Source organism: Collinsella sp. AF38-3AC (genome assembly GCF_003474365.1).
GTDB lineage: Bacteria > Actinomycetota > Coriobacteriia > Coriobacteriales > Coriobacteriaceae > Collinsella.
In genome coordinates this window covers 185,308-211,722 of the sequence record NZ_QROM01000001.1, presented here as the reverse complement: position 1 = coordinate 211,722, position 26,415 = coordinate 185,308, and the positions used below count along the sequence as shown (strand labels likewise).

Sequence of the window (26,415 nt, the reverse complement as noted above, 5' to 3'; positions counted from 1 at the left end):
AACATGAGCGATTTTGAACGCTCGTCCCGACCACTCAACAAAAAGGCGCCCCCGCATAAGCGAAGGCGCCCAATGCGCGCGCTTTGGGCGATAAAGCCCTTACGCCTGCTGGTAGTGCAGGTGCTTCTCGTCGATATTGGCCAGGTCGCGGTCGAGATAACGGCGCGCGAGCCAGTTTGCCATGGGGAGGTTCTGGTCCAGATAGTTACCGCACTCCTCGGGAGCGGCGCCGGGGATATCGCCCTCAAAACCAGCAACAAACTCGAACAGCTCGCGCACGAGCGGCAAGATCTCCTCGCTCGTCAGCTCACCAAAGACAACCAGGTAAAAGCCCGTGCGGCAGCCCATGGGGCCAAAGTAGACAATGCGGCTCGACCACTCGGCATGATTGCGGAGGAACGTGGCACCCAGATGCTCGATGGTGTGGCACTCCGCCGTGTTCATAACTGGCTCCTTGTTGGGCGTGGTCAGGCGCAGGTCAAAGGTGGTGACGGCGGCGCCGGTCGCCGGATCGCGGTCGATGCGGCTCACATACACGCCGGGCTCGAGCAGCAGATGGTCAACGGAAAAACTCGCGATGCGCTCCATGGCAGATCCTCTCGGTAGTCAATTTGGGACTGGGCTCTTTTAGCTGGTTCGAATGGTCGCACCAATCATACCAGTCAAAAAAGCCCCATCCCAAATGAGCTGCCTAGGACGGGGATCAATGAGTTTTTAACCCCCAGAAAAATCATCCTAGGCCGTGTACGCGATTGTAGCGTCGACGGCGCGGCGCCAGCCGGCGATCTTTTTGGCGCGCTCGTCGACGGACATGGTGGGCTCCACGATGCCGCGGGCGCCATAGACGTCAACGACATCGCGCGCGTACATGCCCAGCGCAATGCCGCAGGCCCAAGCTGCGCCCAGACCGCTCATCTCGTCATTGCTCGCAATGCGGATGGGCGAGCCGACCAAGTCGCTCTCAAACTGCATCAGGTACGCATCGCGCGTGGGGCCGCCGTCAACACGAAGCTCGGCCAGTGCGGCGCCCGAATCCTCGACCATCGCATCAATGACGTCGAAGATCTGATAGGCGATCGACTCATCGGCGGCCTTTACGAACTCCGCGCGACCCGTGGTGCGCGTCATGCCAAAGACGCAGCCCTCGGCATCACTTGCCCAGTGCGGCGCGCCCAGGCCGGTAAACGCCGGCACAAAGTAGACGCGGCTCGCCGGATTGGCGGCGTAGCACAGGTCGGTGACCTCCTCGGGGTTGTTGATGAGCTCCAGGTCGTCGCGCAGCCAGGTCTTGACGGCGCCGGCGTAGCTCACGTTGCCCTCGAGCACATACTCGGTCACGCCGTTCATACGCCATGCAAGCGAGCTCGAAAGCCCGTGCGAGCTCGCGACAAACTCGTCGCCGACGTTCATCATGACCGAGCTGCCGGTGCCATAGGTCGCCTTGGCCATGCCGCGGCTGTGGCAGCCTTGCGCAAACAGGGCCGCATGGCTGTCGCCCAGCACGCCGTGCACCGGCACGGGGGCCGGCAAAAAGCCGCCCAGGTCCGTTGTGCCGAACAGGCCGTCGGAATCGGTCACCTGCGGCAAGCACGCCGGATCAATGCCAAAGGCCTCGCACACCGGCTCGCTCCAACAGCCACGGCGCAGGTCGAAGAGCTGCGTGCGGCTGGCATTGGACCAGTCGCAGCGGAACTCCGCGCCGCCCGTGAGCGTCCAGACCACCCAAGTATCGATGGTGCCCAGACACAGCTCGCCCGCCGCCGCGGCCTCGGCAGCCGCCGGAACGTTCGCGAGGATCCAAGCCATCTTGCCCGCCGGATAGTAGGGCGAGAGCACCAGACCTGTCGTGTCGCGCACCAGCTCGGTCACGCCCTCGCGGGCGGCCAGCTCGTCACACAGTTCACGGGCGCGGGCGCACTGCCACACCACGGCGTCGCACAGCGGCTCGCCCGTCGCACGGTTCCAGGCAACGGTGGTCTCACGCTGGTTGGAAATGCCAATGCCGGCGACGTCGGCCGGGTCGACCCCGGTCTCCTCCACCACGGCGCGCGCCACGGCCAGAACGTTGGCCGCGATCTCGGCCGGATCATGGCTCACCCAGCCGGCCTCGTTGACGATCTGGCGATGCGCGCGGTCGGCACGATGAATCAGATGGCCGCCCTCGTCCACCAGCAGCGCCTTGGTGCCCTGCGTGGATTGATCGATTCCGATGATGTAGCGGCCCATGGCCACCCCTTTCAAAATGAATGTGACAAAGGGACTGTCCCTTTGTCACATTCCAATTACTCTGCGGGAAGGAACTCGGCGACGGTCTGCGCGATTCCGGCACCCGTCAGGCCATAGTGCGCAAAGACCTCGGGACTCGTGCCGGTGATGACCGGCGCGTCGGGCAGGCTCAGACACTTAACCGGACGAGGGCAATGCTCGCCCACGACCTGCGCGACCATGGAGCCCAAGCCGCCAAAGGGGCTGTGCTCCTCGACGGTCACGACGGCGCGCGTGGCACCGGCGGCCTCAATTACGGCCTCGGCGTCGAGCGGCTTGACGCAGTACATGTCGAGCACGGTAGCGGAGATACCCTGCTCGGCCAGCAGGTCGGCGGCGTCCACGGCATGGCGGACCATCTCACCGGTGGCGACAATCGTCACATCGGTGCCACGACGCACCCAGGTGGCGCGATCCATCTGGAACGGGCACTCGTCCTCGGTATACACGTCCTCGACCGGGTTGCGGCCCACGCGGATGTAGGCCGGCTTGTTGTCGGCAACCAGGGCGCGCACGAGCTCGGCAGTCTGGAAACGATCGCTCGGCAGATATACGCGCATGTTGGGAATCGCGCTCATGGCAGCGATATCCTGCGCGGAGTGATGGCTCATGCCCAAGGCGCCGTAGGACACGCCGCCCGAGATACCGATGAGCTTAACGTTGGTGTTGGAGTACGAGACATCGACCTTGCACTGCTCATACGAACGCGTGGTCACAAAGGACGCCGGCGAGGCGGCCCAGGCCTTCTTGCCGCACGAAGCCATGCCGGCGGCGATGCTCACCAGGTCCTGCTCGGCGATGCCGACCTCGACGGACTGCTGGGGATACTGATCAAAGAACGGCGTGAGCGATGCGGAGCCGCGGGAGTCGGAGCACAGGACGACGATGTCCTTATCGGTCTTCGCGGCCTCGAGCAGCGTGTCGCAGATAACCTTGCGGTTGGCGATCTTGTTAGCCATTGATGGCCTCCTTATGAGCAGCGAAATCGGCGATGATCTGGGCATATTCCTCATCGTTGGGCAGGTGATGATGCCAGGCGGCCTTGTCCTCCATAACGGGCGAGCCATAGCCCTTCACCGTGTTGAGGATGATGACCGTGGGCTTGCCCTTGGTCTCGGTGGCCAACGTCAGCGCGGCATCGATGGCTTGGACGTCGTTGCCCGGAATGGACAGCACGTTCCAGCCGAAGGCGGCCCAGCGCTCCTCCTGCGAATCCTGCTTCATGACGTCCTCGGTGCTGCCACTGATCTGCAGGCGGTTGCGGTCCACGAGCGCGCACAGGTTATCGAGCTGGTAGTTGCCGCCGCTCATGGCGCCTTCCCAGACCGAGCCCTCGGCAAGCTCGCCGTCGCCCATGATGGTGTAGACGCGGTAGTCGCGACCGTCCATCTTGCCGGCGAGCGCCATACCCACCGCCACGGGCAGGCCGTGACCGAGCGAGCCGGAGTTCATCTCGATGCCCTTGAGTTTATTGTTGGGATGGCCGATGTAGGGGCTGCCGAACTTGGAGAAGCGGGCCTTGACGTCATCGAGGTCCAGATAGCCCTCGTGGCACAGCACCGCGTAGTAGGCCTCCATGGCGTGGCCCTTAGAGAGCACAAAGCGGTCGCGGTTGGGGTCGTCGACGGTCTCGGGCGAAATGTTGAGGTGGTTGGCATAGAGGGTCATGAGGGCGTCGATCACCGACATGTCGCCGCCGATGTGGCCGCCGGCGCCAGCCATGATGATATCGACGCAATCGCGGCGAAGATCCCAACGCAGGGACTCAAGCTCTTCGATAGTTGCCATTTCTACTCTCCTCGCAGGTAGGCTTTGACGTCTTCTTCAATCGGGTCGTACAAGTCGGGCTGGATGCCAATGTACTTGCACGCCTCGTAGAGCACCGGTACCACGTTGGCGTGAATGGCGACGCAGTGGTGAATGTAGGGGCCCTCGACGATCTTGGCCTCGAGGCGCTTGAGGTTGTCGACCTCAACCCACAGGTAGGTGCCCATGCCGGCCGGCCCGTCGATGCCGCGGGCGTTGCCGAGCAGCAGCGAATACTCGCCGTTGTCGCCATCAAAGCGGGCAAGGGTGAGGTCGCCGTGCTTGGCCTCGGCCGTCAGTGCGCCGGGGTGATCGAAAGCCAGTGGGTAGGTGAGCTTGGGCTTGACAGCCGCGCAGCTGCAGGGCCAGGGGCCGCAGTGCTGCAGCAGCTCACCGTTCTCGTTATCGGGATGGCGCACGGTCCAGTCGGCGAACATGCCGCGGTGACGGCCCAGGTCGGCGGCCTCGACCATCAGCGCGGTAATGGCGCCGTGGATATCGGTCTCGCACACGACGGGGATACCCATCTCATTGAGGATGGCGTTGGCGGCGCAGGGCATAATGCCCAGCTCGTCCTGCAGGGCGTTCCAGCACTGGATGGCGCCGGCGTTGCAGCCGTACTTATCGACCAGGCGCTTCATGGCGATAGCAAGCCCTGCGACCGCGGGGACCTTGTCCTCGGGAATGCAGATCTCAAAGCTATCGTTGATGTGGGCAAGCATGGCGGCCATGGCCTGCTCGTCGGCCTGGGCGTCGCGCACGGCCTGAACAAGTTCGGTCATGGGGATGGGCGAAAGCTGAATATTGAACTTCTCGAGCAGCTCGCCCTCGTTGCACATAGTGGACCAGAAGTCGAACGGACGGGTGGCCATCTGCAGGATGCGAGTGTGCTTGAAGGTCTTGACCACGTTGCACACGGCCAGGAAGTCCCAGACGCCGCGCTCGAACTCGGGGTCGGTCAGGCGGCAGTTGGTCATATAGGTAAAGGGAACCTGGAAGCGGCGCAGGACCTTGCCGGTCGCGAACAGGCCACACTGGCTGTCGCGCAGGCGGGTGCCGTCGGGCTCGGGGCGCTCGTCGCGCGGGCCCCACAGCAGCACGGGCAGGCCGAGCTCACGGGCAAGGCGGGCGCAAACGTACTCGGTGCCAAAGTTGGCGTGGCACAGCATGATGCCGTCAACGCCCTCGGCGCGGAACTTCTTGACGATAGGCTCGATATGGCTGTCGTCAAACAGCAGTCCCTCGTCGTTGATGTCGTCGATGTCCACAATGTCGACGCCGATCTCGCGCAGGCGATCAGCCGTCAGGCCGCGATACTTGATCGCGTCCGGCGCGCTAAAAATGCTTCGGCGCGTGGGCACAAAGCCGAGCTTGATCTTATCCATGTACGTCCTCCCCTAGTCACATGTTCAGTAAACAGACGATTGTTTCGTTTTGTTCTGTTTACTAAATGTTTTACTATTCTGTTTAGAAGTTTAGCGCGAAATACCCACAGGCGGTAGAGAAATAAGCCTAAACGGTATGTAAACAAACTGAACATACAAGGAGAACAAAAAAGGGTCCCGAAGGACCCCCCTTTTGAACGGTGTTGCACTTACTGCCCTCGCGCGCTTTGACGCGCCGCGAGCGATGCTGCCTTCGCCTAGATTTCGCGCACGCTCTGGCGCTCGACAAAATACGTCGATACGGCCGTCTTGCAGGTATAGCTCTTGGGATTGCGGATGTTGCCCACCAGTCGGCGCACCGCGATCTCGCCCACCTCGTGCTTGGGAACGTGCACCGTGGTGAGCGGCGGGTTTGAGAAGGCGCCCAGAGACAGGTCGTCAAAGCCGATGATCGAGACATCCTCGGGCACGCGTACGCCGTGTTCGCTCAGCGCGCGCATGGCGCCCACGGCAAGCACGTCGTTCTCGGCAAAGAAAGCCGTCGGCAGGTCGTCGCGCGAGATGCTGTCGAGCCACGCGCCCATGTCGCGATAAGCGCCCTCGAGCGTGGTTCCCAGCGTGACGCGCCATGTCGGATTGGCGTCAAGGCCCGCGTCCTCTAGCGCTTGGCGATAGCCGCGCTCGCGATCCTTAAAGTTGCGGATGCGAAGGTCGCCTGCTAGGTAGCCAATTTGCTTGTGACCCTTCTCGATAAGGTAATCCACGGCACGCAGCACCGAATCGGTGTTGGCAATGACTACAGCATCAAAGTACTGGCGGTCGCTCCAGCCGTCGAGCACGATCAGGTGGGCGGCAGTGTTGGCGAACAAGGCATAATCTTCCTCACCCAACTCGGTGCCCATCAGCACGATGGCGGCAGCCGGGTCGGCGATAAGGCCCTCGACCTGCGGGCGCACGGCGTTCAAGTCGCTAAAGTCGAGCGAGACAAAGCTCGTGCTCATGCCGTGGCGACGCGCCTGGCGCTCCACGCCCTCGATGACCGCGGGGTGAAAGGTGCTCTCGTCCAGGATGGCGCCCGTCTTGCGCGCGAGCACAAACTGAATGCTCTCGAGCTGTGTCGATTGCTGGTAGCCGAGCGATTGCGCGCACTCCAGGATGACCTTGGCGGTCTCCTCGCTCACGCTGCGCTTGCGGTTGAGCGCGTTGGACACAGTCGCAGGCGAAAAACCGGTGATGCGGCTGATCTCGCGAACACTTGCTTTAGCCATTGTTCCCCCTAGTAACGGTCGCGGTCGAGCAACGTGGCCTGACCGCCCCGTGACTCGACAACTAAACGACCGCAAATTCAATCTAAACAGAATAGTAAATGTTTAATAGCTAGTTTAGCCTGTTGTCAAGCGAAGTGGTGCGACTATTCCCCCAACGGGCACATTTACTCGGTAGCTAATTTGGGACGGGGCGTGAAAAACATTTAACCTAGGACGCGGGCCATACGCGCCTTAAACTCCGCGAGGAAGCGCGGGGCGTCGACGGTCAGCGCCACAAGCGCGCTCTTGTCCGGATCGGACAGGCGGTGCTCGTCGCAGATGGTGCGGCCGCGGTACTCGCCCAGCAGGTCGACGCGCAGGTTACAGCCGAGCGCACCCACAAGCGTGGGGTCAATCGCCACGGCAACCGCCAGCGGATCGTGCAGTGCGCAGCCGCCCAGGTAGGGTGCGTTCATCTCGTACGAGCCAATATAGTGCTCGACCATGCTCGCAAATGCGCAGCCCGCCATGGTGCCCGAGCCCGTCCAGCCGGCAATATCGCGACGCGTGAGCACCACGCGATGCGTCACATCCAGACCCACCATAGTGAGCTTGCGGCCCGAGCGCAGCACGGCGTCGGCGGCCTCGGGGTCGCTTGCTATGTTGGCCTCGGCGCCCGCGCTCACGTTGCCGGGCACGGTGAGCGCACCGCCCATCACGACCACGCGACCGATAGACATCATCGCCGCTGCATCACGCTCCAGGGCAAGCGCCAGATTGGTGAGCGGGCCGGTCGCCACGTAGATCAGGTCGGGGCCATAGGTACGCGCGGCATCGGTCAGATAATCGACCGCAGCGTTGCCATCGGCCGACGTCGCCCCCACCGGCTCGTACGGCGATGCGGGCACGCTCGCGCCGCCGATGCCGCTCTTACCGTGAATGAGCGTGGTGGACGCCGGCGGCGTATAGGGCTCGGTCGCCTGCAGAGGACGGTCGGCACCCAGGTACACCGGCACCTCGGGACGACCCAACAGGTCGAGCACCGCCAGGCAGTTGTGCGCCGACTGCTCGACGCGCACGTTGCCAAAGCATGTGGTGATGCCCACGAGCTCCACCTCGGGGCTCGCGATGGCATAGGCGAGCGCCATTGCATCGTCCACACCCATATCCAGATCAAGGATCAGCTTCTTAATCGCCATAGTTCTACTCCGCTTCTCCGTCTTGTACCAAATCGTCTAAATCAAACACGCGCTCAACTTCGGCACGCGTGGGAATCGACTGCTGTGCGCCCAGGCGCGACACCGTCACCGCCGAGGCGCGTGCGCCCGCCGCCATGCACTCAAAGAGCGGCAGGCCCTCCAGACGAGCCGCCGCAAGCGCACCAATAAACGTATCGCCCGCAGCCGTGGTGTCGACCACCTCGCTCGAAAGTGCCGGCATGCGCAGCAGCTCACCGTCATCGCCAAGTGCAACTGAGCCGGCACCGCCTAGCGTGATGACCGCAGCCCCGGCGCCCTTGTCGACCAGCGCATTGAGCGCGGCGACGCAACTCGCATCATCCGTGGGCAGAATGCCCGTCAGCACCTGGCACTCGGTCTCGTTGGGGCAGACCAGGTCGACCGCAGGCCACGCTCCTGCCGGCAGATCGCAGGCGGGTGCCGGGTTAAAGATCGTATAGAATCCCAGCTCGTGAGCGCAAGAGAGCGCCGCGGCCGTTGCCATCAGATCACATTCGCCCTGGGCGATAAAGACGCTTCCGGCAGCCGGGGCAATCTCTCTGGCGTCGCCGTCGAGCTCGTCGGCCACCAGGCGCCTCAGTGCGCGGGCAACGTCCTCGCCCGCAAGTGCATGGTTGGCGCCCGGCGACAGCACGATGCGGTTATCGCTCTCGCAGCGAATGATAGTCGCGGTACCGGTCTCCACGCCATCGAGACGTGTCACAAACTCAACGCTCACGCCAGCATCCTGAAGCCCCGCCACGAGCACATCGCCAAAGGTATCGCGCCCAACAGCGCCAATCATGCACGTGTGCGCACCCATGCGCGCGGCGGCGACGGCCTGGTTGGCGCCCTTACCGCCGGCGTTGGTGATAAAACCGCTGCCACCGACTGTCTCGCCCGCGCGCGGCATGCGCTCGCACGCCACCGAAAGGTCCATGTTCATGCTGCCGAACACCGCAACGATGCTGTGATCCGCCATGGAAACCTCCTCGTCCGTGGGCTCTGCGCCCGCTGTCGGCCGTCAATTGTGTGCTCTCGCACCTCCATAACTTTAATTCACTTTGATGTGGACGCGCGCTTGAGCTTGCGCCAGCAGCAAGCATTCACAGGAGCAGGCAGCTACAATGAATACGTGCTGATTATTCTCGTCATTGGATGATGTTTTATGGAACAATTCTCGCAATCGGGCTCGCGCGGCCGACGCCGCACGGGCAACGAGCCGGCGCCGCACGAACGCGTGAAGGGCGAACGCCGTGCCAACGAGCCGCGACGCACCGCGAGCCCCCATCGCGCTTCCGCCAACAACGAGGGCCGCGCCAACACTCCCGCCGCGGAGCAGACGCCTGCTCGCCCCAAGTCCCGCTATATCCCTGCGCTCGACGGTCTGCGCACGCTTGCCGTCGTCGCGGTGGTGCTCTATCACCTCAACCTCACGTGGGCGCAGGGCGGTCTGCTCGGCGTCACGATCTTCTTTGTGCTTTCGGGCTATCTGATCACACGCCTGCTACTCAACGAAGTCGCTAAGACCGGCCGCATCGACCTCAAGAGCTTCTGGATCCGCCGTATCCGTCGCCTGGTCCCCGCCGTGGTAACGGTAGTGTTCGTGACCTGCGCGCTGTGCACCATCTTTAACCACGTGATGCTCACCAAGATGCGCCCCGACATCCTGCCGTCGCTGCTGTTCTTCAACAACTGGTGGCAGATTGCCCAAAACGTCTCGTACTTCAATGCTCTGGGCGACCCCTCGCCGCTCACGCACTTTTGGTCGCTTGCCATCGAGGAACAGTTCTACCTGATTTGGCCGTCACTGCCGTTTGCCATGGTATCCATGCATGTGAGCAAGCCCAACACGCGCCGCGTGGTTCTGGGCCTTGCCGCGGTATCTGCCCTCGCCATGATGGCGCTTTACAACCCTGCCGCCGACCCCAGCCGCGTATACTACGGCACCGACACCCGCGTGTTCTCGCTGCTGCTGGGTGCCTGGATGGCCTTTATCCCCGATCGCGACCTGGCGCCGGTGCGTCTCGCTCATCGTTTGGGGCTCAATCGCCTGGCTGGCGCCGCCAAGCACGGCAAGAACGCCGAGGGCAAGTCTGGCGAGAAGGCCGACGAAGCAGCCGAGACCGCCCCGGCACAGCCGAGCGCCCTCGTGCGCTTTTGGTCCTCGCCCGCATCCATCGATGTGTTGGGCGTCGTGGGTCTGGTTGGCCTTGCCGCCATGGTCGCGCTCACCAACGGCTACACCGCGTTCCAGTATCGCGGCGGCACGCTGCTGTGCTCGATCCTCACGCTCATGGTCATTGCCGCCTGCGTGCAGCCCCAGGGAATGGTTGCCCGCGCGCTGTCCGCCGAACCGCTCGTGTGGGTTGGCAAGCGCTCGTACAGCATCTACCTGTGGCACTATCCGCTGCTGTTGCTCATGAACCCGGTCGCCAACATCAACGACACGCCCTGGTGGCAGTACATCTTGCAGGTGTTGTTGGTGATCGCCGTGGCCGAATGTTCGTATCGCTTTATCGAGACGCCGTTTAGAAAGGGCGCCTTCGGCCGTACCGTCGCCGAGTTCCGCGACGGCACCACCACACCCGCCAACTGGGTGCGCGCGCATATTCCTGTGTGCGCCACTTGCGGGATCGTGCTTGTCATCGCGCTGGGCGGCCTGATCTTTGTGCCGGAGACCTCCGCGCTGAGCGGTGAGGGCGCCGAAGTCCTCAACAAGGAAGCCAAAAACACCGCGCCCACCGACCAGCAGGCGGCCGAGGACACCGACAAGGACAACGACGGCTTCCCCGATGGCTCCTACGACCTGTTGATGATCGGTGACTCCGTGTCGCTGCGCGCCGTTGATTCCTTTGACAGCGTGTTTCCTCACAGCCATATCGATGCCGAAAAGGGCCGCCAGTTTGATGCGGGCCGCGCGACATTTGAGGGCTATATCCAGCAGAATCTTGCCGGCAAGATCGTGGTCTTTGCGCTGGGCACAAACGGTTTGGTAACGGACGCCCAGGTCGACGCCATCATGGCCGATGCGGGAGATAAGCGTATTGTCGTGTTTGTAAACACGCGTAGCCCGCAGCCGTGGGTCGGGTCCACGAACCAGGCCATCGCCAACGCCGCCACGCGCTACAAGAATGTACGCGTTATCGACTGGTACGGGCACAGTGCCAACCGCAACGACCTGTTCGATGGCGACGGCACGCACCTGTCGACTACCGGCGTGACCGAGTACCTCAACCTGATCCACGATGCGGTCAAGAAGGACCTGCCCGTGCATCCCGAGGACCACGTCAACGATCCGCAGCCGGCAGCCGTCAAGTCCGCCGCCGACACACTCGTCAATGCCCTCGCTCTCAAGCCGCACAAGCTGGGCACCGACAAGTAACCTGCAGCGCAAACTCCCCCCTCCGGCAGTTAGGGACGTTCCTTATGTGCCGGCACCTAGGGACACTCCTGACACAGCCGAGGAACGCCCTCCTTGCGACCGAATTCTGGACGCCTCGCCACCCCGAGCGTTGTTTCCAAGCCCACACCCGCAGCAAACAACCCAAAATCACTCTTTTCGAGCCGGCTCCAAGAGGTCGTGGACAAAAAGAGGCAAATATGAGTACTGTTACAATTTTAATAGCAGGCAAAACCACCCAAAATGGCGCCCATGCGGTAGCGCGCGACCCTTCCAGTTGACCAGAATGGCCGGCTTAGGACTTGGAGCTCCGCTTTTAATGAACAGATTTTTAGATATGTTTATTATTTTCTTAGTTGTAAATGCTATCGGCCAGGCAACAGTACTCATATTTGGCATTTTTTGTCCACCCGCATATTACTAACCCCCTATAACAGGCAAAATACAGGCCGCAACCCATGGCGGCGGCCTGTTTGGAGTCCAAAAGAGGCGCTAAGCGCTGTAACCCATCGCCTGCAGGACAAACATGACAACCGTCAGCACCGTGATCACGCCGATAGTCGCCCACGTAAGCACATTCCACACGCGGCCGTTGCGGTTGGCGCCCATAATGTGACGATCGGCGGCAATAACCACCTGAAACACCAAAACCACGGGCAACAGCACGCCGTTGATGACCTGCGAGGTCATCATAATCTGGAACAGATCGACACCAGGCATAAGCACTAGTACGGCAGAGATACCGATGATGGCCGTAATGATGCCGCGATATACCGGAGCCTCGTCCCAGCTGCGATCGGCGCCGCGCTCCCAACCAAAAGCCTCGCAGATGGCACTCGACGTAACGCCCGGCAGCACGCAGGCAGCCAAAAAGCTCGCTGCGACCAGGCCCGAGGCAAACAGCACCGTGGACCACTGACCCGCGATGGGCTCCAGCGCGCGGGCGGCATCGGCGGCATCGCTAATCTGAATACCCGCCGGGAACAGCACCGTACCGGTCGTGATGATAATGAAGCCCGCAATGATATCAGCAGCGATCGAGCCGCTCACGGTATCAATACGCTGCAGCACGATATCGTCCTCGCCCGCATTCTTATCGACCACGTTATTCTGCGCCAAGAAAATCATCCACGGCGCGATGGTGGTACCGATCGTTGCGACCACGAGCGACACGTAGCTGGGATCGTTCTGAATATTGGGGACGACCAAGTCGACCGCGACCTCACCCCAGTTGGGACCGGCCATAAACGCGGCGACAATATAGGTCACGAAGACGCAGCTTACCAGCAGCAGAATCTTCTCGATGCGCTGGAAGCTACCCGACATGGTAAGCATCCACACCAGCAGCGCCACCAACGGCACCGAGATGCTCGCCGGCACGCCAAAGAGGGCAAGGCCGCTGGCGATACCCGCAAACTCCGAAATGGTCACAGCTGTGTTGGCGATCAACAGCGCCGCCATAGCAAGTACACTCTTGCGCACGCCAAAGCGCTCGCGAATGAGCGACGCCAGGCCCTTGCCCGTGACGCAGCCGCAGCGCGCCGCGGTCTCCTGCGTCACGATAAGCAGCACGGTCATGACGGGAAGCATCCAGAGCATCTTATAGCCATAGCTGGCGCCCGCGCTGGAATACGTGGCGATACCGCCGGCGTCGTTACCCGAAAGCGCCGCCAGCAGACCGGGGCCCATAGCGCCAAAGATGGCGGCGATGGTCAGCTTTTGCTTGGCGCTCGCCTTTTGTTTCGTGTTTTCCACGAGACCACCTAACCCATGACTGACATGGTGAGCAGCACCGCGGCGATGCAGTACGCCACACACGAGATCATGACGGCGATGACGTTCATAGCGGTACCCGACGTGTTGAGGTCGTGCTCATCGCGCCAGAACAGCACCATCAGATAAATCACGGCGCTCATGTTGCCCACCAGGCAGATGATGGCAGCAATGTTAAAGCAGCCGGTAAAGAGCTGCTCCTCAAACATAGGGGCATCGGGGAACGCGGCGGTGCGCACCAGCTGCGCGCACAGATAAGTAACAAGCGAAAGGATCAGGCCCATACCCGTGCTCTGGAAGAAGAACCCCAGATACGGCTTGGGCTCATCGTCATGGCCGTCGTACTCCAGGAAGTAGTTCTTGACGAACGACACCATGCGCGAGGCAGCCAGCAGCACGAGCGGCATGGCGCACATGGGGAACACCACCAGATACGCGGAGCCCAGCGCCGTCCCCAGCACCGTCGCCATGATGCACGAGGCAATGCCCCACACGACGACCCAGTACTGGCGATGCACAAACCAGCTGAGCACGTTCGTCGAGTCGTCCGATGCGCTATCGCCCGAACCGACACCGGCGATCTGCAGGTCCTCCTGGTGCTCCTCGGCAATAACGTCCATGGCGTCGTCGAAGGTCACGATACCCAGGATGTGGCGGTTCTCGTCACAGACGGGGATAGCTACCAGGTCATACTTGGTCATCTCATCCGTCACGTCTTCCTGGTCCTCGTCGGGCGACACATAGACCAGGTCGCGATAGGCCAGCTGGCCCAGCGTGGCGTCGCGGTCGGCCACGATCAGCGTGCGCAGCGAAAGCACGCCCGTCAGCATGCCGCTCGGATCCTCGGTATAGACGTAATAGACACTCTCAAAATCCTCGTCGAGTTTGCGAATTGCCTCGATGGCATCGCCGACCGTCGCCGTGGCGGGCAGCGAGACAAACTCCGAGGTCATGATGCGGCCGGCGGTGTTGTCCTCGTAGCCCAACAGATTACGAATCGCCTTCTCCTCCTTGACGCCCATCAGGCGCAGGAGCTTCTCGGCCTTCTCATAATCGAGCTCGTCGATCAGGTCGGCAGCGTCGTCCGGGTCCATCATGGCCAGCATCGACGATGCGTCGGTATCGGACAGGCCCTCGAGCATCTCGGTCATGAGCTCGTCATCATCGAACTCCGAGATGGCCTCGGCGGCCTGCGCCGTATCGAGCTGCGCGAACACCTGCGCGCGCAGGCGCGGGTCGAGCTGCTCGATGATGTCAGCGATGTCGGCAGGATGCAGCTCGCCAAGCGTCTTGTGTGACACCGAGAGCTGGATGTTCTTAGTCGAGCGGTCGAGCAGGTCCATGTAAGACCAGGCGATAATGTCCTCGCTGAGCGGCTTGCCCAAGTGCTTCATAAAGCCCTCGACGATATGCTCGAGCGCGGGACCGATTGCACGCAGCAGACCGCGGGCGCCGACCTCGGCACCCAGCAGACGCAGCTGATTTTCGCCCGACATGGAGAACTTGATGTCGTTGACACGCACGACTTTCATGCCTTGCGTATCGACGATCTGCTTATTGAGAACATCGCGCGCCAGCAGGAGCTCGGTCGGCTGCAGGTACGAAAAGCGAATGTTGGTGGCAGACGTATTGAGATACACGCCCGTCTCGTCGATACGGTCGACCCATTTGCGCCAGCTGATCATAAACGGCGTCTTGCCGGGACCACGGAACGCAAGCGACGTCACGTGCGGAAAAACTTCGCCGGTTGCAATGCCAAAATCGTTCACAACGCCGAGCTTTTCGCCGTCGATGTCCAAGACCGGCAATTTGAGCATCTCACTCAGATAATTCAATGGTGCTCCCCATCATTATCCCTGCGGACCGCGGCCGGACGGGCACGCTATCCGTGGACTGTTTGATATGTATACGCATGCGCGGGCGGCACGCCGCTCGACGCTTACACCCCGTGCATGCGCAGAAAGCACCTGCATGGGGTCATCGACTGTATGGTCGAGGTTTGGATTTCACCTGTAACCTTTCTCTTGACCCTTATTAACCGCAGTAACTATAGCATCAGCATCGCGCTGCGGCACCGAATTTATGCGCTGCACATTGCAGGCATACCAAACGCTGACGCATCCGTGACATAGTCGTCCGCAGCGAAGTGGTGGGACAAAATTATCAGTAGTGTTTGTCCCAGGGTCGCTTGCGACGACAAGCCCGATGCGCCTTTCGCACCTGGGACAAACACTACTGATAATTTTGTCCCACCGTGCCACTCGTTTGAGCTACTCTGTGGTGTCGTCGTCCTCGGGGAGTTGGGGGAACACAGCGTTTTTGGGCATGGAAACCTTGGTGAGCGAGGTGAGCTTTTTGCTCAGCGCTGTGTCCGTCTTGACCAGATCGCTGAGCGTCACGATCTTGTAGCCGTCGGCAATAAGCCCGTCGATAATCTGCGGCAGCGCCTCGAGCGTCTGCTCGGCGCATTCGTCTCTATCGGTGAGCAGCACGATATTGCCTGGCGTCACCGAATCGAGCACCGTCGAGACCTGCTCGTCGGCACCGTTGAGCAGCCAGTCACCCGAATCGATATTCCACGAGACCACGGCGGAGACCAGGTCCATCGAGTCGATCCAGTTTTGCTCGTCAAACGCGGCGTAGGGGGCACGCAGCAACATCGTCTCGACGCCGGTCGCCGACTTAATCGCCTCGGTGCCCTTCGTGATCTGCTTGCGCACCGTCTCGCGATCCTCGCCCTTGAGCGAATCATCGCTGTAGCTGTTGGAGCCAATCTCGCACCCGGCATCGGCAATCGCTTTGGCAGTAGCGGGCGAGGCTTCCGTGGCATCGCCCGAAAGGAAGAACGTCGCGGTGACGCCCTTTTCCTTGAGCACCTGCAAAATCTGTTTGGTGGCGCCGCTCGGACCCTCGTCAAATGTCAGGGCCACGTACTTTTCGTTGCCCTTGGGCGCCACGCTTGCACACTCGACTACGCAGTCGGTGGCGGGCACGACCTCGCCGCGGTCCTGCGTCTTGCCCGACCGCTCACCAACCCACACCTCGGAGCGGCCCTGGACACCCCACGTCTGCACATACTCGATAGCACCCGTGCCCTCGACCTTGAGCTTGGGCTCGATAACCGTAGCCTGAACCTCGTGCTTCTCGTAGGTGTTACGGCCATCCTTGACCGTCACCTTCTCGCCGCCCTCAAGTTCGCGGCTATCCCATTTGCCCTGCTTCACGCGCTTGCCGTCGACCTTCACCGACAGCTTTTCGCCCCCATGGCGCTTGAGCACGCTGTCGTCGACGGCCAACAGGTCGCCTGCGTCGTAGGTGTCAGCCAACTCCTGGTCGTCGATAAGATTCTGCAACGTAGAGCCCACGCGCACCGCGGTCTTTTGCCCGTTGAGTTCCACGTCCACGCTGCGGTTTACGTAGCCCACGACGGCAGCGATAAACAGTACGAGCGCGCAACCCACGGCGATGAGCGCATAGGGCAGGCGGGACGGTCGGCGCGGTGAGCGCCCGTTGCCGATACGCGCGCTGCGATCGCTAAACCCACGGCTATGGTTGAGGTACATCGCGCCTGGCTTACGGCGACGTCGACGCTGACCGCTGGGCAGCTGCCCCAGGTCGCGGCGCGCCGTCGGACGCGCACCCGAGCGCCCGTTTAAGTTAGATCCGTTTTGGCGCATGTGCCCTCCCCCATAAACACAGCGAGCCGGAGCAACAGGTCTCCGGCTCGCCTCCCATCATTTGGTACGTCGCTATTTGCTAGCTTTTGACGAGCCCCCGCTCGCCTTTTGATATTCGTCCTTAAACGCCTTGAACATACCGCGCGTCTTGCCGAGCTGCTTGCCCAGTGCGCGGCTGCCCTTGTCCACGGCGACCGATCCCTTGTCATCGAGCACCTTGGCGCCCTTCTTGACCTTGTCACCCACCACGACGCTGGCCTCAGCGGCCTTGGCAGCCGCACCGCCCGAATACCCGAGCGACTTGACCTCGTCCGAGACGACCATCGCGCCGTTCTCGTAGCCGCGCAGCATCGTCGGCGGCACCTGCGTGTCACCAACCAAAACACTCGAAGCAGCACCGGCGGTCACATAGAATGCCTGCACGATGCCCGAGCGTGGCTTGAACTCAACGTCCGAGCAATAGCCCACGACGTCGCCCGATTCCGTGCGTACGTCCATACCGACCCAGATGATGCAATCGTCCAGGTTGATGTCGAGGCGCTTGGCGGCGGCGGCATCGTACGTGTCCTTGACGTCATCGACCGCAATGGCGCCCTCGTAGACACCAATGGCGTCGAGCGCTACGAATCGGTCGGGACGCTCGATCATGCCCGCGATATCGGACTGGCGGACCATAAAGCCGACCACGCGCGTACCGCCCGGGGTAAAAACCGGAAAGTGAATCTTTCCGAGCTTTTTAGGGCTGCGCGGCGTGCCGTCCTTTTTGATGCGCTTGTCCTCGGTAGGCTTGCGATAGATCTTGGCGCCGACAAAATCCCCGGCGCGCATTATGCCTCGGTCGAGGGCTCCGCAGCCTCGGTATCAGCCTCGACGGCGTTCTCGACCACGACGTCGGCGGCAGGCGTCACGTTGCCGCCCGAAATGGCGTCGTTGAGCTGCTCGCGCAGCTGGTCCATGCGCTCGCGGGCCAGGTCGACCTTGGCGCGCAGGTCGTCGGTCTTGGCGTCGACCATCGGGCCAAAATCGTTGACCGCAGCACGGGCCTCCTCGGCGCCGTGCTCGTAGGTGTCGCGCATATTGTCCCAGGCGTCGTTGGCGATATCGGCAGCCATGGCGCGGGTCTCGGCGCCCGAGCGCGGGGCCAGAGCAACGCCGATAATAGCGCCGGCAGCGGCACCAAAAAGTGCGCCGGAGACAAAGCTGAAAGTCTTACCCATGATCATTCCTCTCCTGCGGGCACGTCGGTGCCCACCGTTTGAATGCTGTCCATTATACCCGCAGCGCATCACTTGCCGCTCCGCTCATCTGCGTACGGCAAAGGCGCAGGTCCGTGATGGTAATAAACGCGTAGGCCTACTCCTGAGGCATAGCCGGCATGGCCACCGTGGCACCCGGGTCCTCGCCGGCGCCGTCTACGAGCGGCAGGCCGCCCTCATGCGCAGGTCCCGCCGGAACCGTCGCCGCACCGCCAAAGACGGCAGCGGAAGCCTCGTGGTTTTCGGCAACCGCACCCTCGGTATCAATCGCCACCTGGGGCTCGTCGTCAAAGTTGGGGACGCCCTGGGGCTCGGTGGGAACGGGCTCGGCGGTCGCATCGGCAACAGGCTCGGCGTCGACCGGCACATCGCCCTCGTCAGCGCCCTCGTCCTCGGCAGCATCTTCGCCATTCGCGGCGGCGACGGCCTCGTGAGGATCCTTGCCCTCGGCCTCGGCGCGCATGCCCAGCACCAGGTTGCGCAGGCCCGCGACCGTACCGTCCACATCGGGAGCCGGCTGGTCGGCGTACAGATAGGCCCAGTCCATCATAAAGGTGGCCGAAGACAGCGCGCCAATGGCCAGCGCGTCGTCGGGACACGAAAGCTCAACCTCAAAGACGCGCTCGTCGTGCTCGCTTACGCGCGTACGACCGCACGAGATGCTGCCGGCAAGACCGGTCTCGTCCATGAGCTCGACCGTCACGTGCTCCAGCAGGTGGCAAAGCTCGGTCTGACCCATGCAATCCTGGAACTCGCGGCCGGAATCGCCCAGGCACAGGTGCTTGGCAATCGCCGGCACCAGGTAGTACACGCGCGCCGTGGCCTCGATATCCTCCGAGGTCATCAGCGGCATGCCGGGGTTCACCAGCACATGCGCGCAGATCTTGTCCTCGCTGACGGTGACCTTAAGGATGTTGAACAGGCCTGCCATAACTCTCCCCTACTCTTCCTTGCCCTACTCGTCGCCGTCGTGCGGATTCGCAGAACCCGCACCCGACGCTGCCGGCTTATCTGCCGAGGACTCGGAATCCTTCTTTTCGGTTTCGGCCGGAGCGATCACGCGAATGAGCGAGATGCGCTGGCCACGCATCGACTGCACCTTAAACTTGTACCCCGCGACCTCAAACACCTCTCCGATGTCGGGCACCGAGTCGCAAAGCTCCAAAATCCAGCCGGCGATGGTCTCATAATCATCGCTTTCCTCGAGCGGCCAACCAAGCTCAATTGCGTCATCGCACGAAAAACGCCCATCGACGAGCCACTCGCGGCGCGAAAGGCGCGTGAGGTACTTGTTGTCGGGGTCGAACTCATCTTCGATCTCGCCCACGATCTCCTCGACGATGTCCTCGATGGTGATGATGCCGGCCGTGCCGCCGTACTCGTCCACGACCACTACGATCTGGTCGTGCGAGGTCTGCATCTCGGACAGCAGCGGCAGGATGTCCTTGGTGTCGGGCACAAAGGTGGCGTCGCGCAAAAAGCCGGCGATGGGCTGGTCGCCCTTGCCGTCGAGCGCGGGCTGAATCAGGTCCTTGATATGCGCGATGCCGGCGACGTTGTCGGGGTCCTCGTGATAGACGGGGATGCGGCTAAAGCCGGTCTGGCGCATGGTGGATAGCACGCTGGCGACCGTCTCGTCATCCTCGCACATGGTGGTGTCCACGCGCGGCACCATGACCTCGCGGGCAACGGTGTCGCCCAAGTCAAAGATCTCGTGGATCATACGCTTTTCCTCGTCGAGCAGGTCGTCCTGCTCCGAGACCATGTACTTGATCTCTTCTTCCGAGACGTTCTGACGGTCGTCGGCGCTCTTGATGCGCAGGATGCGGGCTAGGCCATCGGAGCAAGCGCCAGTCAGCCACACGAGCGGACGGGCGATCTTTTGGAAAAACGACAACGGCCCCACGACCTGCTTGGACACGCCCTCGGCATTGGCCAGGCCGATGCGCTTGGGCACAAGCTCGCCAATCACGATGGACACGAAGGCGACCGCGACGGTGATGATGACCGGCGCCAGGCCGCGCGCGATGGCGGAGAGCGGCGCGATGCCAAAACTCATGAGCCACGTGGCGAGCGGGTCGGACAGACTCGTCGAGGCGACGGCGGACGAGGCGAATCCCACGAGCGTGATGGCGACCTGGATAGTGGCGAGCAGCTGGTCGGAGTCGGCAGCCAGCTTAATGGCACGCTCGGCGCGCCTGTCGCCTTCCTCGGCCTCGTGCTCCAGCACGGCGCGCTTGGCCGTGGTGAGCGCCATCTCCGACATGGAGAAGTAGCCGTTGATGAGGGTCAAAACGAGGGTGGTGATAAGGGAGATGGTTATGTCCATCGGGAGTTTCTCGAACCTCCAAGATTCGGGACGTCAGGTTAAAACGTTGGTAACGGATAGGGCAGTTGCGCCCGGTGGCCGCCTGGATGGGTCCGCGGGCACAGACGCGATCGCTAGATTACGAAGAGAATCACCGCCATGAACTGGAAGATGCTGCCGGCGAGCACCCACAGGTGAAACACGCTGTGCAGATAGCGCACGTTTTTGGCGATATAGAACGGCACGCCCACGGTGTAGCACACGCCGCCGACGGCGAGCAGGGCAAGCGCCACGGGATTCAGCAGCGCCACAAGCTCGGGCAACTTAAAGACGACAAGCCAGCCCATCAGCAGGTAGACCAGGCCGCATACCCAGTGCGGTTGACGCTCGCGCATAAAGCACTCGAGGGCGATGCCGATGATGGCGATGGCCCACACGGCAAAGAACAGCGCGGGGCCGCCGTCGTTTGCGAGCGTGATGAGGCAAAACGGGGTGTAGCTGCCCGCGATGAGCACGTAAATGCCGCAATGGTCGATCACGCGGAAGACGCGCTTGGCGGCCTGCGGAGCGATGGCGTGGTAGAGCGTGGAAGCGAGGTATTCGAGAATAATACTGACGCCATAGACGATTGCCGCAGCCATGTGGGCCGGGCCGCCGCCGCGCAGGGCAGCGAATACGATCAGGAGCACCAGGCCCGCAATGCCCAGCAGGCAGCCGACACCATGGGTGACGGAGTTCATGATCTCCTCGCCCACCGTGTAGTGCGGAACGGCCGCGGTCTTGGGCCGCGGCTTGGAACTGTCGCTCGAATCGGACATGCCGGTTACATCCTCCAACATAAAAGAGTTCTCAACACTATATCAAAGCGTCTGGGTACGTGCGACATTTGCACCATACGTGACCCTTTGTTTACCCATTCTTTGCCTGTTGACACATCAACAGTGAACATCCATAATGCGCTTCGTTTAATTGTTGACGTATTAACATCTTAGAGGAGAAGACCTTATGGCTCAAAGCGCACACCCCCATCGAAAGCTCAAGATAGCCGGCGTTGTTGCGCTGGTGCTCGTTGTCACGTTGCTCGGATTTGCCGGCAACTTTTTGTTTGACTTTGCCCTGAACCCCCAAGCGCCGTACACCATGAAGATGATGCAGGACGGCAAGGACGCTAAGAAAGACGAGCAGATGGATGCCGAGGATGTCGAGGCGCGGGCGTGGTTCAAAGAGCATCGCGAGAGCAGCAGCCTCACCGCAGATGACGGGACCGAGCTTGCCGCTTGGTATTTTGCCGGCCCGGAGAGCACGCACGATTACGCTATCTGCCTGCACGGATACACCGACGAGCCCATCGGTATGGCACGATACGTCAAGCGCTTCCACGACCGCGGCATGAACGTACTCGCACCCGCCGCCCGCGCCCACGAGCGCTCCGGCGGCGACTATATCGGCATGGGCTGGCCCGAGCGGCTCGATGTCGTCGCATGGATCGGGCGAATCGTTCAGGCCGACCCCGAGGCACGCATCCTGGTCTTTGGCGAGTCGATGGGCGCGGCGACGGCCATGAATGTCGCAGGGGAATCGTTGCCCCCTAATGTTAGGTGCATCATCGAGGACTGCGGCTACACGAGCGTCTGGGACGAGTTTTCCCTGCAGCTCAAGGACGTGTTTGCCCTGCCCAGCTTTCCCTTGCTCGGTGTGGCGAACCTGGTGTGCAACGTTCGCACAGGCTATGACTTCCATAAGGCAAGCAGCGTGGAGCAGCTTAAACACGCGACGGTCCCCATGCTCTTTATCCATGGCGACCAAGACACCTTTGTGCCGTACAGCATGCTCAAGCAAAACTACGACGCGTGCGCTAGCAAGGTCAAGCAAAAGCTCACCGTCCATGGCGCCACGCACGCCAAGAGCGCGCAGGTCGACCCCGAACTCTACTGGAACACGGTCAACGGCTTCCTCGACAAGAATTTCTAGGTGAATTTACGCATATTTGGCTTTATTTGACCCCCTATTTTCGGAAGTGCGGGGAAAATGTCGGAAGCCCCGACCAGACCGCGGTTTTACCAGTAATTTATCAGGGGTGTTGTTGCCAAAAAACGGTTTGTGGTCTGCGATATTCGATTTTTCCCCGCACTTTCGAAAAACCGCCCGCGAGCACTACGCTCGCGGGCGGTTTTTTCTTACGTTACGCTACAAAGGCGCTTGATATGTCCAATAGACAGGCGCTACTTGACCTCGATGAGCTCGTACTTGCTCGTGCCCAGGCCGATCTTCTCGGCGTGTGCGATGCAGGAGCGCCAGTCGGTGTCGGGATGCGTGATGCAGAAGGGGTCCTTGGCCTGCTCGCCCTCCAGATGCTCGTGGTCGTGCTCCATCTTGGCCGCGCTGTCGGTGAGTACGGTGTTGGGCAGCGGCTCGGAGGCCAGAACGGCGTCGGCGCAGGCCTGGTCGATGGCGACCGGGTCGAAGCTCGCAAACATGCCAATGTCGTTGACGATGGGCGTGTCGTTCTCGGCATGGCAGTCGCAGTTGGGGCTGATGTCCATGGCGAGCGAGATGTGGAAGCTCGGGCGGCCGTCAACGATGGCCTTGGTGTACTCGGCGATCTTGCAGTTGAGCACGTCGGCAGCGGCGTCATAGTCGGGATTGATGGCATCCTGGTTGCACACGCCGATGCAGCGGCCGCAGCCTAGGCAGCGGTCGTGGTCGATGGCGGCCACGTGCACCTCGACGGTCTTGCCACTCGCCAGCTCGCGCTCGCGGGTGCCGTCGAACGAGACGGCGTTGTGCGCGCAAATCTTTTCGCAGGCACGGCAGCCAACGCAGTGCTCGGTCGCGACGCTCGGCTTGCCGGCAGCATGCTGCTCCATCTTGCCGGCACGGCTGCCGCCGCCCATGCCCAGGTTCTTCATGGCGCCGCCAAAGCCGGCCTGCTCATGACCCTTAAAGTGGGTGAGGCTGATCACGATGTCGGCATCCATGAGCGCCTGGCCGATCTTGGCCTCATGCACGTACTCGCCGCCCTCGACCGGAACGAGTGCCTCGTCGGTGCCCTTGAGGCCGTCGGCGATGATGACCTGGCAGCCCGTGGCGTACGGGGTAAAGCCGTTCTGGTAGGCGGTGTCGATGTGCTCGAGCGCGTTTTTGCGGCTACCGACGTAAAGCGTGTTGCAATCGGTGAGGAAGGGCTTGCCGCCCAGCTCCTTGACCACGTCCGCGACGGCGCGCGCGTAGTTGGGGCGCAGGAAGGAGAGGTTGCCCAGTTCGCCGAAGTGGATCTTGATGGCGACGAACTTGTTGTCGAAGTCGATCTGCTCGATGCCGGCGCGGCGAATCAGGCGCTTGAGCTTGTCGAGCTGACTCTCGCGGCCGTGCGTGCGCAGGTTGGTGAAGTACACCTTGGCAGGTGCAGCGGGTGCAGTTGCGGTCATAGATATATCCCCTCGGTCTATATGGCGTTACAGACATAGAGGATGGTACCCGTTATAGCGGGGTTGAAGTCAAGCGCGGCGCCTAGCCGTTGGACGTTCATAAACGACTAGTCGCTGGGGGCACCCTTTCGCCACCCGGCAGTTGGGGACGCTCCTTTCCTGCCGACAGTTAGGGACAGTCCTTGCCAGCCCGGCCGGCAAGCCGGCCAATCGGCAAAGACTGTCCCCCATGGCTAGTCATTTAAGAACGTCCCCAACGACTAGGCGGTTAGGCGCGGGATTTGTTGTGCGCGAGGGCTAGGCCTGCGGCGGCGATGGCGGCGGCAAAGAGCGCCGTGACGCCCAGGTCGCAGGCAATGTCGCCCAGCACGGCAGGCGTCAGATCCGAGGCAAGTGCCTTGCCGATCGCGTCGTTCACCCAATACGTCGGCACAAAATGCGCCGCGGTCTGCACGGCCGAGCCCATGAGCGACAGCGGCATCCAGGCGCCGCCCAAAAACGTCATGAGCATGCCGAGTAAGTTGCCCACGCCGTTGAGCAGCTCCTCGCGCGCGCCCAAGCTCGACAGCGTAAAGCCAACGGCCAGCGGCGTGCACGCCAGGGCAAACGTTGCAGCCAGCGCTAGGCACACGCGATCCACGCCAACCTCGGCAACCGCTCCGGCAAAGCCCACGACGCCCATCATGCTCGACACAAACCAAATGCAGACGGTGAGCACGGCGGCGGCCGCGAACACGGCGAGCGAACGCTGGCGCTCGGAGACCGGGCCGGCATCCATGCGGTGCACGCGCTCGGGCTCGTTCATGCCCGAGAGCACCAATCCCACCGACACGATGACCGACGAGATGATCGCGTACGCGCCAAAGTTGAAGTACGACTCGAGCGTGGCGGCGGCAGTCGAGTCGACCTTGACCTGCTCGATCTGGACCTCCGCGCGCTTTGCGGCCGCGTGCTCGGCCGCCTTGGCAACGTCGCCGTTAGAAGCAGCGGGCTCAAGTACCGCCGCAGCGCCCGCGAGCGAGATCCAGCGCGAGGCCTCGGCAGACGAAAGCGCCGCCGCCATGGTGCCGGCACCGTAGGTCACATCGAGCTTGGGCAGGGACTCCCCCACGCGGGCGGCTGCAACGAGGTCGTCCTCAAACCCCTCCGGGATAAAGAACACGCAATCGGCGCTGCCCTTGGCGCTATTGCTCTTGGAGAGCGCGTCCGCAAGGTCGTACGTGTCGTCGCCAACACCCGTAACCAGGTCAAAGCGCGAGCCCAAGTGCTTGGTGAGCGCGCGCGAAAGATCGCTGTCGTCGCGGTCGACCACAATCACATTGGCGTCGTAGGGCTTGTATTCGGTGAGCTGCGACGAGTTCCAGCTCACCGATGCCGCGATGAACACACCCATCAGCGATATGAACACCGTATAGATGAGCAGGTAGAACGGATGCGCGAGCGCCATGCGCAGCGCAGTCTTAAAGGTGCTCATAGCGGCTCCTTCCAAAAATCAGCGTGGCGGCGACAACAAACACCAGCGTCATGAGGACCAGCGCGCCCGCACGGATGACAAAGGGACCCAGGTCCTCAAAGAAATATAAGCGGTTGAACATGTCGCAGATGAGCTTGACGGGGTTGAGCCAGCACTCGGCCGGGCAGGCGCGGGCAACGTCGTCGGCAAGTGCCATCGCCGGCTCGCCGTAAAGCCCGGCGAACAGGGCGCACGTGGTAGCGAAACCCGTGAGGATGCCCGACTTGGATGCCTTGCCACCCTTAACGGGAAGCGTGCCCACAAAGAGTCCCAAGCCCGTGGCGGCAAGCGCGGAAGCGGCGCCGCCCACCAAACACAGTCCCTCGCGCCCGCCAAAGTCGACGCCCACGACCAGGCGCACGTAGCCGATCGCGATCGTCATCGAGGCGAAGGAGACCAGCCACGAGCCGACAAAAATGCCGGCCAGCGACGCCGTCTTGGAAAGGCCGCCCACGCAGCGGCGCGCGCCAAGACCCGACAGATTGGGCTGCAGGTCGACGACGCTCAAGGCGGCAAACTCGGCAGACATCATCGCGACTAGGCCAAAAAGCGCGTAATAGTAGATGACTGTGCCATCGGGCGTGGTGCGTGTCAGGCTTACGCGGCGGACGCCGCCCTCGAGCGACAGGGCGCACGCAACCGCCTCGGGGTCGGCGAGCGCCGCCGGGTTGTCCTGGGCAATCTGGGACATGAGCTCGGCATTTTGCGTATACGAGCTCGCCACCGTCTCAAGGATGCTGCGGTCGGTGAGCACCGACGAGGCGCGCGAGCTGTCATAACTCGAAAGCAGCGTGAGCTTGGGCGTGCCCGCGGCATCGACCGTGTAGATGCCCACGACCTCGCCGGACTTGAGCGCACGGTTCGCGGCGTCCACATCCTCGCACTCGCTCACATCGAGCAGCTGATCGTCGCCCTCCTTGGCAAGCGAAGCCACCACGCCCTTAAAGGTCGAAGCGTCCCAGGCCTCGTCCGCCACGACGGCAACCGGCACCGGGTCGATTTTGCCGTCGGAGCTGAGGTTCGCAAACATAAACATGAACATCGTTGAAAGCGCAATGGGAAAGATCGCGCCCCAGACCCATGTGCTCGGCCGACGCAGCAGCGTCTTGACCGTGGTGATGATGGTGTTGAACATGG

At 62.1% G+C, this 26,415-nt stretch carries 21 protein-coding genes; 2 read left to right on the top strand and 19 right to left on the bottom strand.

Features of this window, described 5'->3' with window-relative positions:
• Positions 1-99: 99 nt before the first annotated feature.
• The 8 genes from DW029_RS00810 to DW029_RS00775 all read right to left on the bottom strand — a co-directional run bounded on the left by DW029_RS00810 (position 100) and on the right by DW029_RS00775 (position 8,902).
• The gene (locus tag DW029_RS00810) at positions 100-588 is read right to left on the bottom strand and encodes an S-ribosylhomocysteine lyase (RefSeq protein ID WP_117758595.1); all 489 of its coding nucleotides are present in this window, start codon (positions 586-588) and stop codon (positions 100-102) included.
• Positions 589-735: 147 nt separating this feature from the next.
• The gene (locus DW029_RS00805; RefSeq protein WP_118345027.1) at positions 736-2,226 is read right to left on the bottom strand and encodes a glycerol kinase GlpK; all 1,491 of its coding nucleotides are present in this window, start codon (positions 2,224-2,226) and stop codon (positions 736-738) included.
• Positions 2,227-2,282: 56 nt separating this feature from the next.
• A complete protein-coding gene (locus DW029_RS00800; protein ID WP_117735643.1) occupies positions 2,283-3,224 on the bottom strand; it encodes a transketolase family protein in 942 nt (313 codons plus the stop codon).
• A complete protein-coding gene (locus DW029_RS00795; protein WP_199568381.1) occupies positions 3,217-4,053 on the bottom strand; it encodes a transketolase in 837 nt (278 codons plus the stop codon). The genes DW029_RS00800 and DW029_RS00795 overlap by 8 nt, the downstream gene beginning before the upstream one ends.
• 2 nt (positions 4,054-4,055) lie before the next feature.
• Positions 4,056-5,456: an L-fucose/L-arabinose isomerase family protein gene (locus DW029_RS00790; protein ID WP_117763309.1), complete on the bottom strand. Its 1,401-nt coding sequence runs from the start codon at positions 5,454-5,456 to the stop codon at positions 4,056-4,058.
• 257 nt (positions 5,457-5,713) lie between these two features.
• Complete coding sequence (locus DW029_RS00785; protein WP_117763308.1) at positions 5,714-6,724, bottom strand: LacI family DNA-binding transcriptional regulator; 1,011 nt, start codon at positions 6,722-6,724, stop codon at positions 5,714-5,716.
• A gap of 203 nt (positions 6,725-6,927) precedes the next feature.
• Positions 6,928-7,902: a nucleoside hydrolase gene (locus DW029_RS00780; RefSeq protein ID WP_118345026.1), complete on the bottom strand. Its 975-nt coding sequence runs from the start codon at positions 7,900-7,902 to the stop codon at positions 6,928-6,930.
• Between the two features lie 4 nt (positions 7,903-7,906).
• Positions 7,907-8,902, bottom strand: a complete 996-nt coding sequence (locus DW029_RS00775) for a ribokinase (protein ID WP_118345025.1) — start codon at positions 8,900-8,902, stop codon at positions 7,907-7,909.
• Between the two features lie 186 nt (positions 8,903-9,088).
• Here DW029_RS00775 and DW029_RS00770 point away from each other — a divergent pair, with 186 nt between their 5' ends.
• Entirely contained in the window at positions 9,089-11,305 is a 2,217-nt protein-coding gene (locus DW029_RS00770; protein ID WP_118345024.1) for an acyltransferase family protein, read from the top strand.
• Between the two features lie 510 nt (positions 11,306-11,815).
• Here the strand turns inward: DW029_RS00770 and DW029_RS00765 are convergent.
• From DW029_RS00765 to DW029_RS00730, 8 genes are all read right to left on the bottom strand, one after another.
• Complete coding sequence (locus DW029_RS00765) at positions 11,816-13,012, bottom strand: Nramp family divalent metal transporter (protein ID WP_055252163.1); 1,197 nt, start codon at positions 13,010-13,012, stop codon at positions 11,816-11,818.
• A 74-nt stretch (positions 13,013-13,086) separates the two neighbouring features.
• Positions 13,087-14,931, bottom strand: a complete 1,845-nt coding sequence (locus DW029_RS00760; RefSeq protein WP_118345023.1) for a magnesium transporter — start codon at positions 14,929-14,931, stop codon at positions 13,087-13,089.
• 435 nt (positions 14,932-15,366) lie between these two features.
• Complete coding sequence (locus DW029_RS00755; protein WP_233543754.1) at positions 15,367-16,773, bottom strand: polysaccharide deacetylase family protein; 1,407 nt, start codon at positions 16,771-16,773, stop codon at positions 15,367-15,369.
• 72 nt (positions 16,774-16,845) lie between these two features.
• The gene (locus tag DW029_RS00750; RefSeq protein ID WP_117735636.1) at positions 16,846-17,601 is read right to left on the bottom strand and encodes a PRC-barrel domain containing protein; all 756 of its coding nucleotides are present in this window, start codon (positions 17,599-17,601) and stop codon (positions 16,846-16,848) included.
• Positions 17,601-17,990, bottom strand: a complete 390-nt coding sequence (locus tag DW029_RS00745) for a YtxH domain-containing protein (RefSeq protein ID WP_117742967.1) — start codon at positions 17,988-17,990, stop codon at positions 17,601-17,603. Before DW029_RS00745 ends, DW029_RS00750 begins: the two co-directional genes overlap by 1 nt.
• A 136-nt stretch (positions 17,991-18,126) precedes the next feature.
• On the bottom strand, positions 18,127-18,960 hold the full coding sequence (locus DW029_RS11610; RefSeq protein WP_233543753.1) for a hypothetical protein: 834 nt from the start codon (positions 18,958-18,960) through the stop codon (positions 18,127-18,129).
• Between the two features lie 24 nt (positions 18,961-18,984).
• Complete coding sequence (locus DW029_RS00735; RefSeq protein WP_118098220.1) at positions 18,985-20,358, bottom strand: hemolysin family protein; 1,374 nt, start codon at positions 20,356-20,358, stop codon at positions 18,985-18,987.
• Positions 20,359-20,471: 113 nt separating this feature from the next.
• Positions 20,472-21,155 carry a hemolysin III family protein gene (locus tag DW029_RS00730; RefSeq protein WP_199582423.1) on the bottom strand — a complete coding sequence of 228 codons (684 nt, stop codon included), beginning with the start codon at positions 21,153-21,155 and terminating at the stop codon, positions 20,472-20,474.
• Positions 21,156-21,342: 187 nt separating this feature from the next.
• Here DW029_RS00730 and DW029_RS00725 point away from each other — a divergent pair, with 187 nt between their 5' ends.
• Positions 21,343-22,308: an alpha/beta hydrolase gene (locus tag DW029_RS00725; RefSeq protein WP_118345022.1), complete on the top strand. Its 966-nt coding sequence runs from the start codon at positions 21,343-21,345 to the stop codon at positions 22,306-22,308.
• Between the two features lie 251 nt (positions 22,309-22,559).
• Here DW029_RS00725 and DW029_RS00720 read toward each other — a convergent pair whose 3' ends face one another.
• The 3 genes from DW029_RS00720 to DW029_RS00710 form a co-directional block, all read right to left on the bottom strand.
• On the bottom strand, positions 22,560-23,765 hold the full coding sequence (locus DW029_RS00720; protein WP_117794596.1) for a DUF362 domain-containing protein: 1,206 nt from the start codon (positions 23,763-23,765) through the stop codon (positions 22,560-22,562).
• Positions 23,766-24,033: 268 nt separating this feature from the next.
• Positions 24,034-25,239 carry an ABC transporter permease gene (locus tag DW029_RS00715; protein ID WP_118345021.1) on the bottom strand — a complete coding sequence of 402 codons (1,206 nt, stop codon included), beginning with the start codon at positions 25,237-25,239 and terminating at the stop codon, positions 24,034-24,036.
• Positions 25,226-26,413 carry an ABC transporter permease gene (locus DW029_RS00710; RefSeq protein WP_118345020.1) on the bottom strand — a complete coding sequence of 396 codons (1,188 nt, stop codon included), beginning with the start codon at positions 26,411-26,413 and terminating at the stop codon, positions 25,226-25,228. The genes DW029_RS00715 and DW029_RS00710 overlap by 14 nt, the downstream gene beginning before the upstream one ends.
• Between the last annotated feature and the right edge of the window lie 2 nt (positions 26,414-26,415).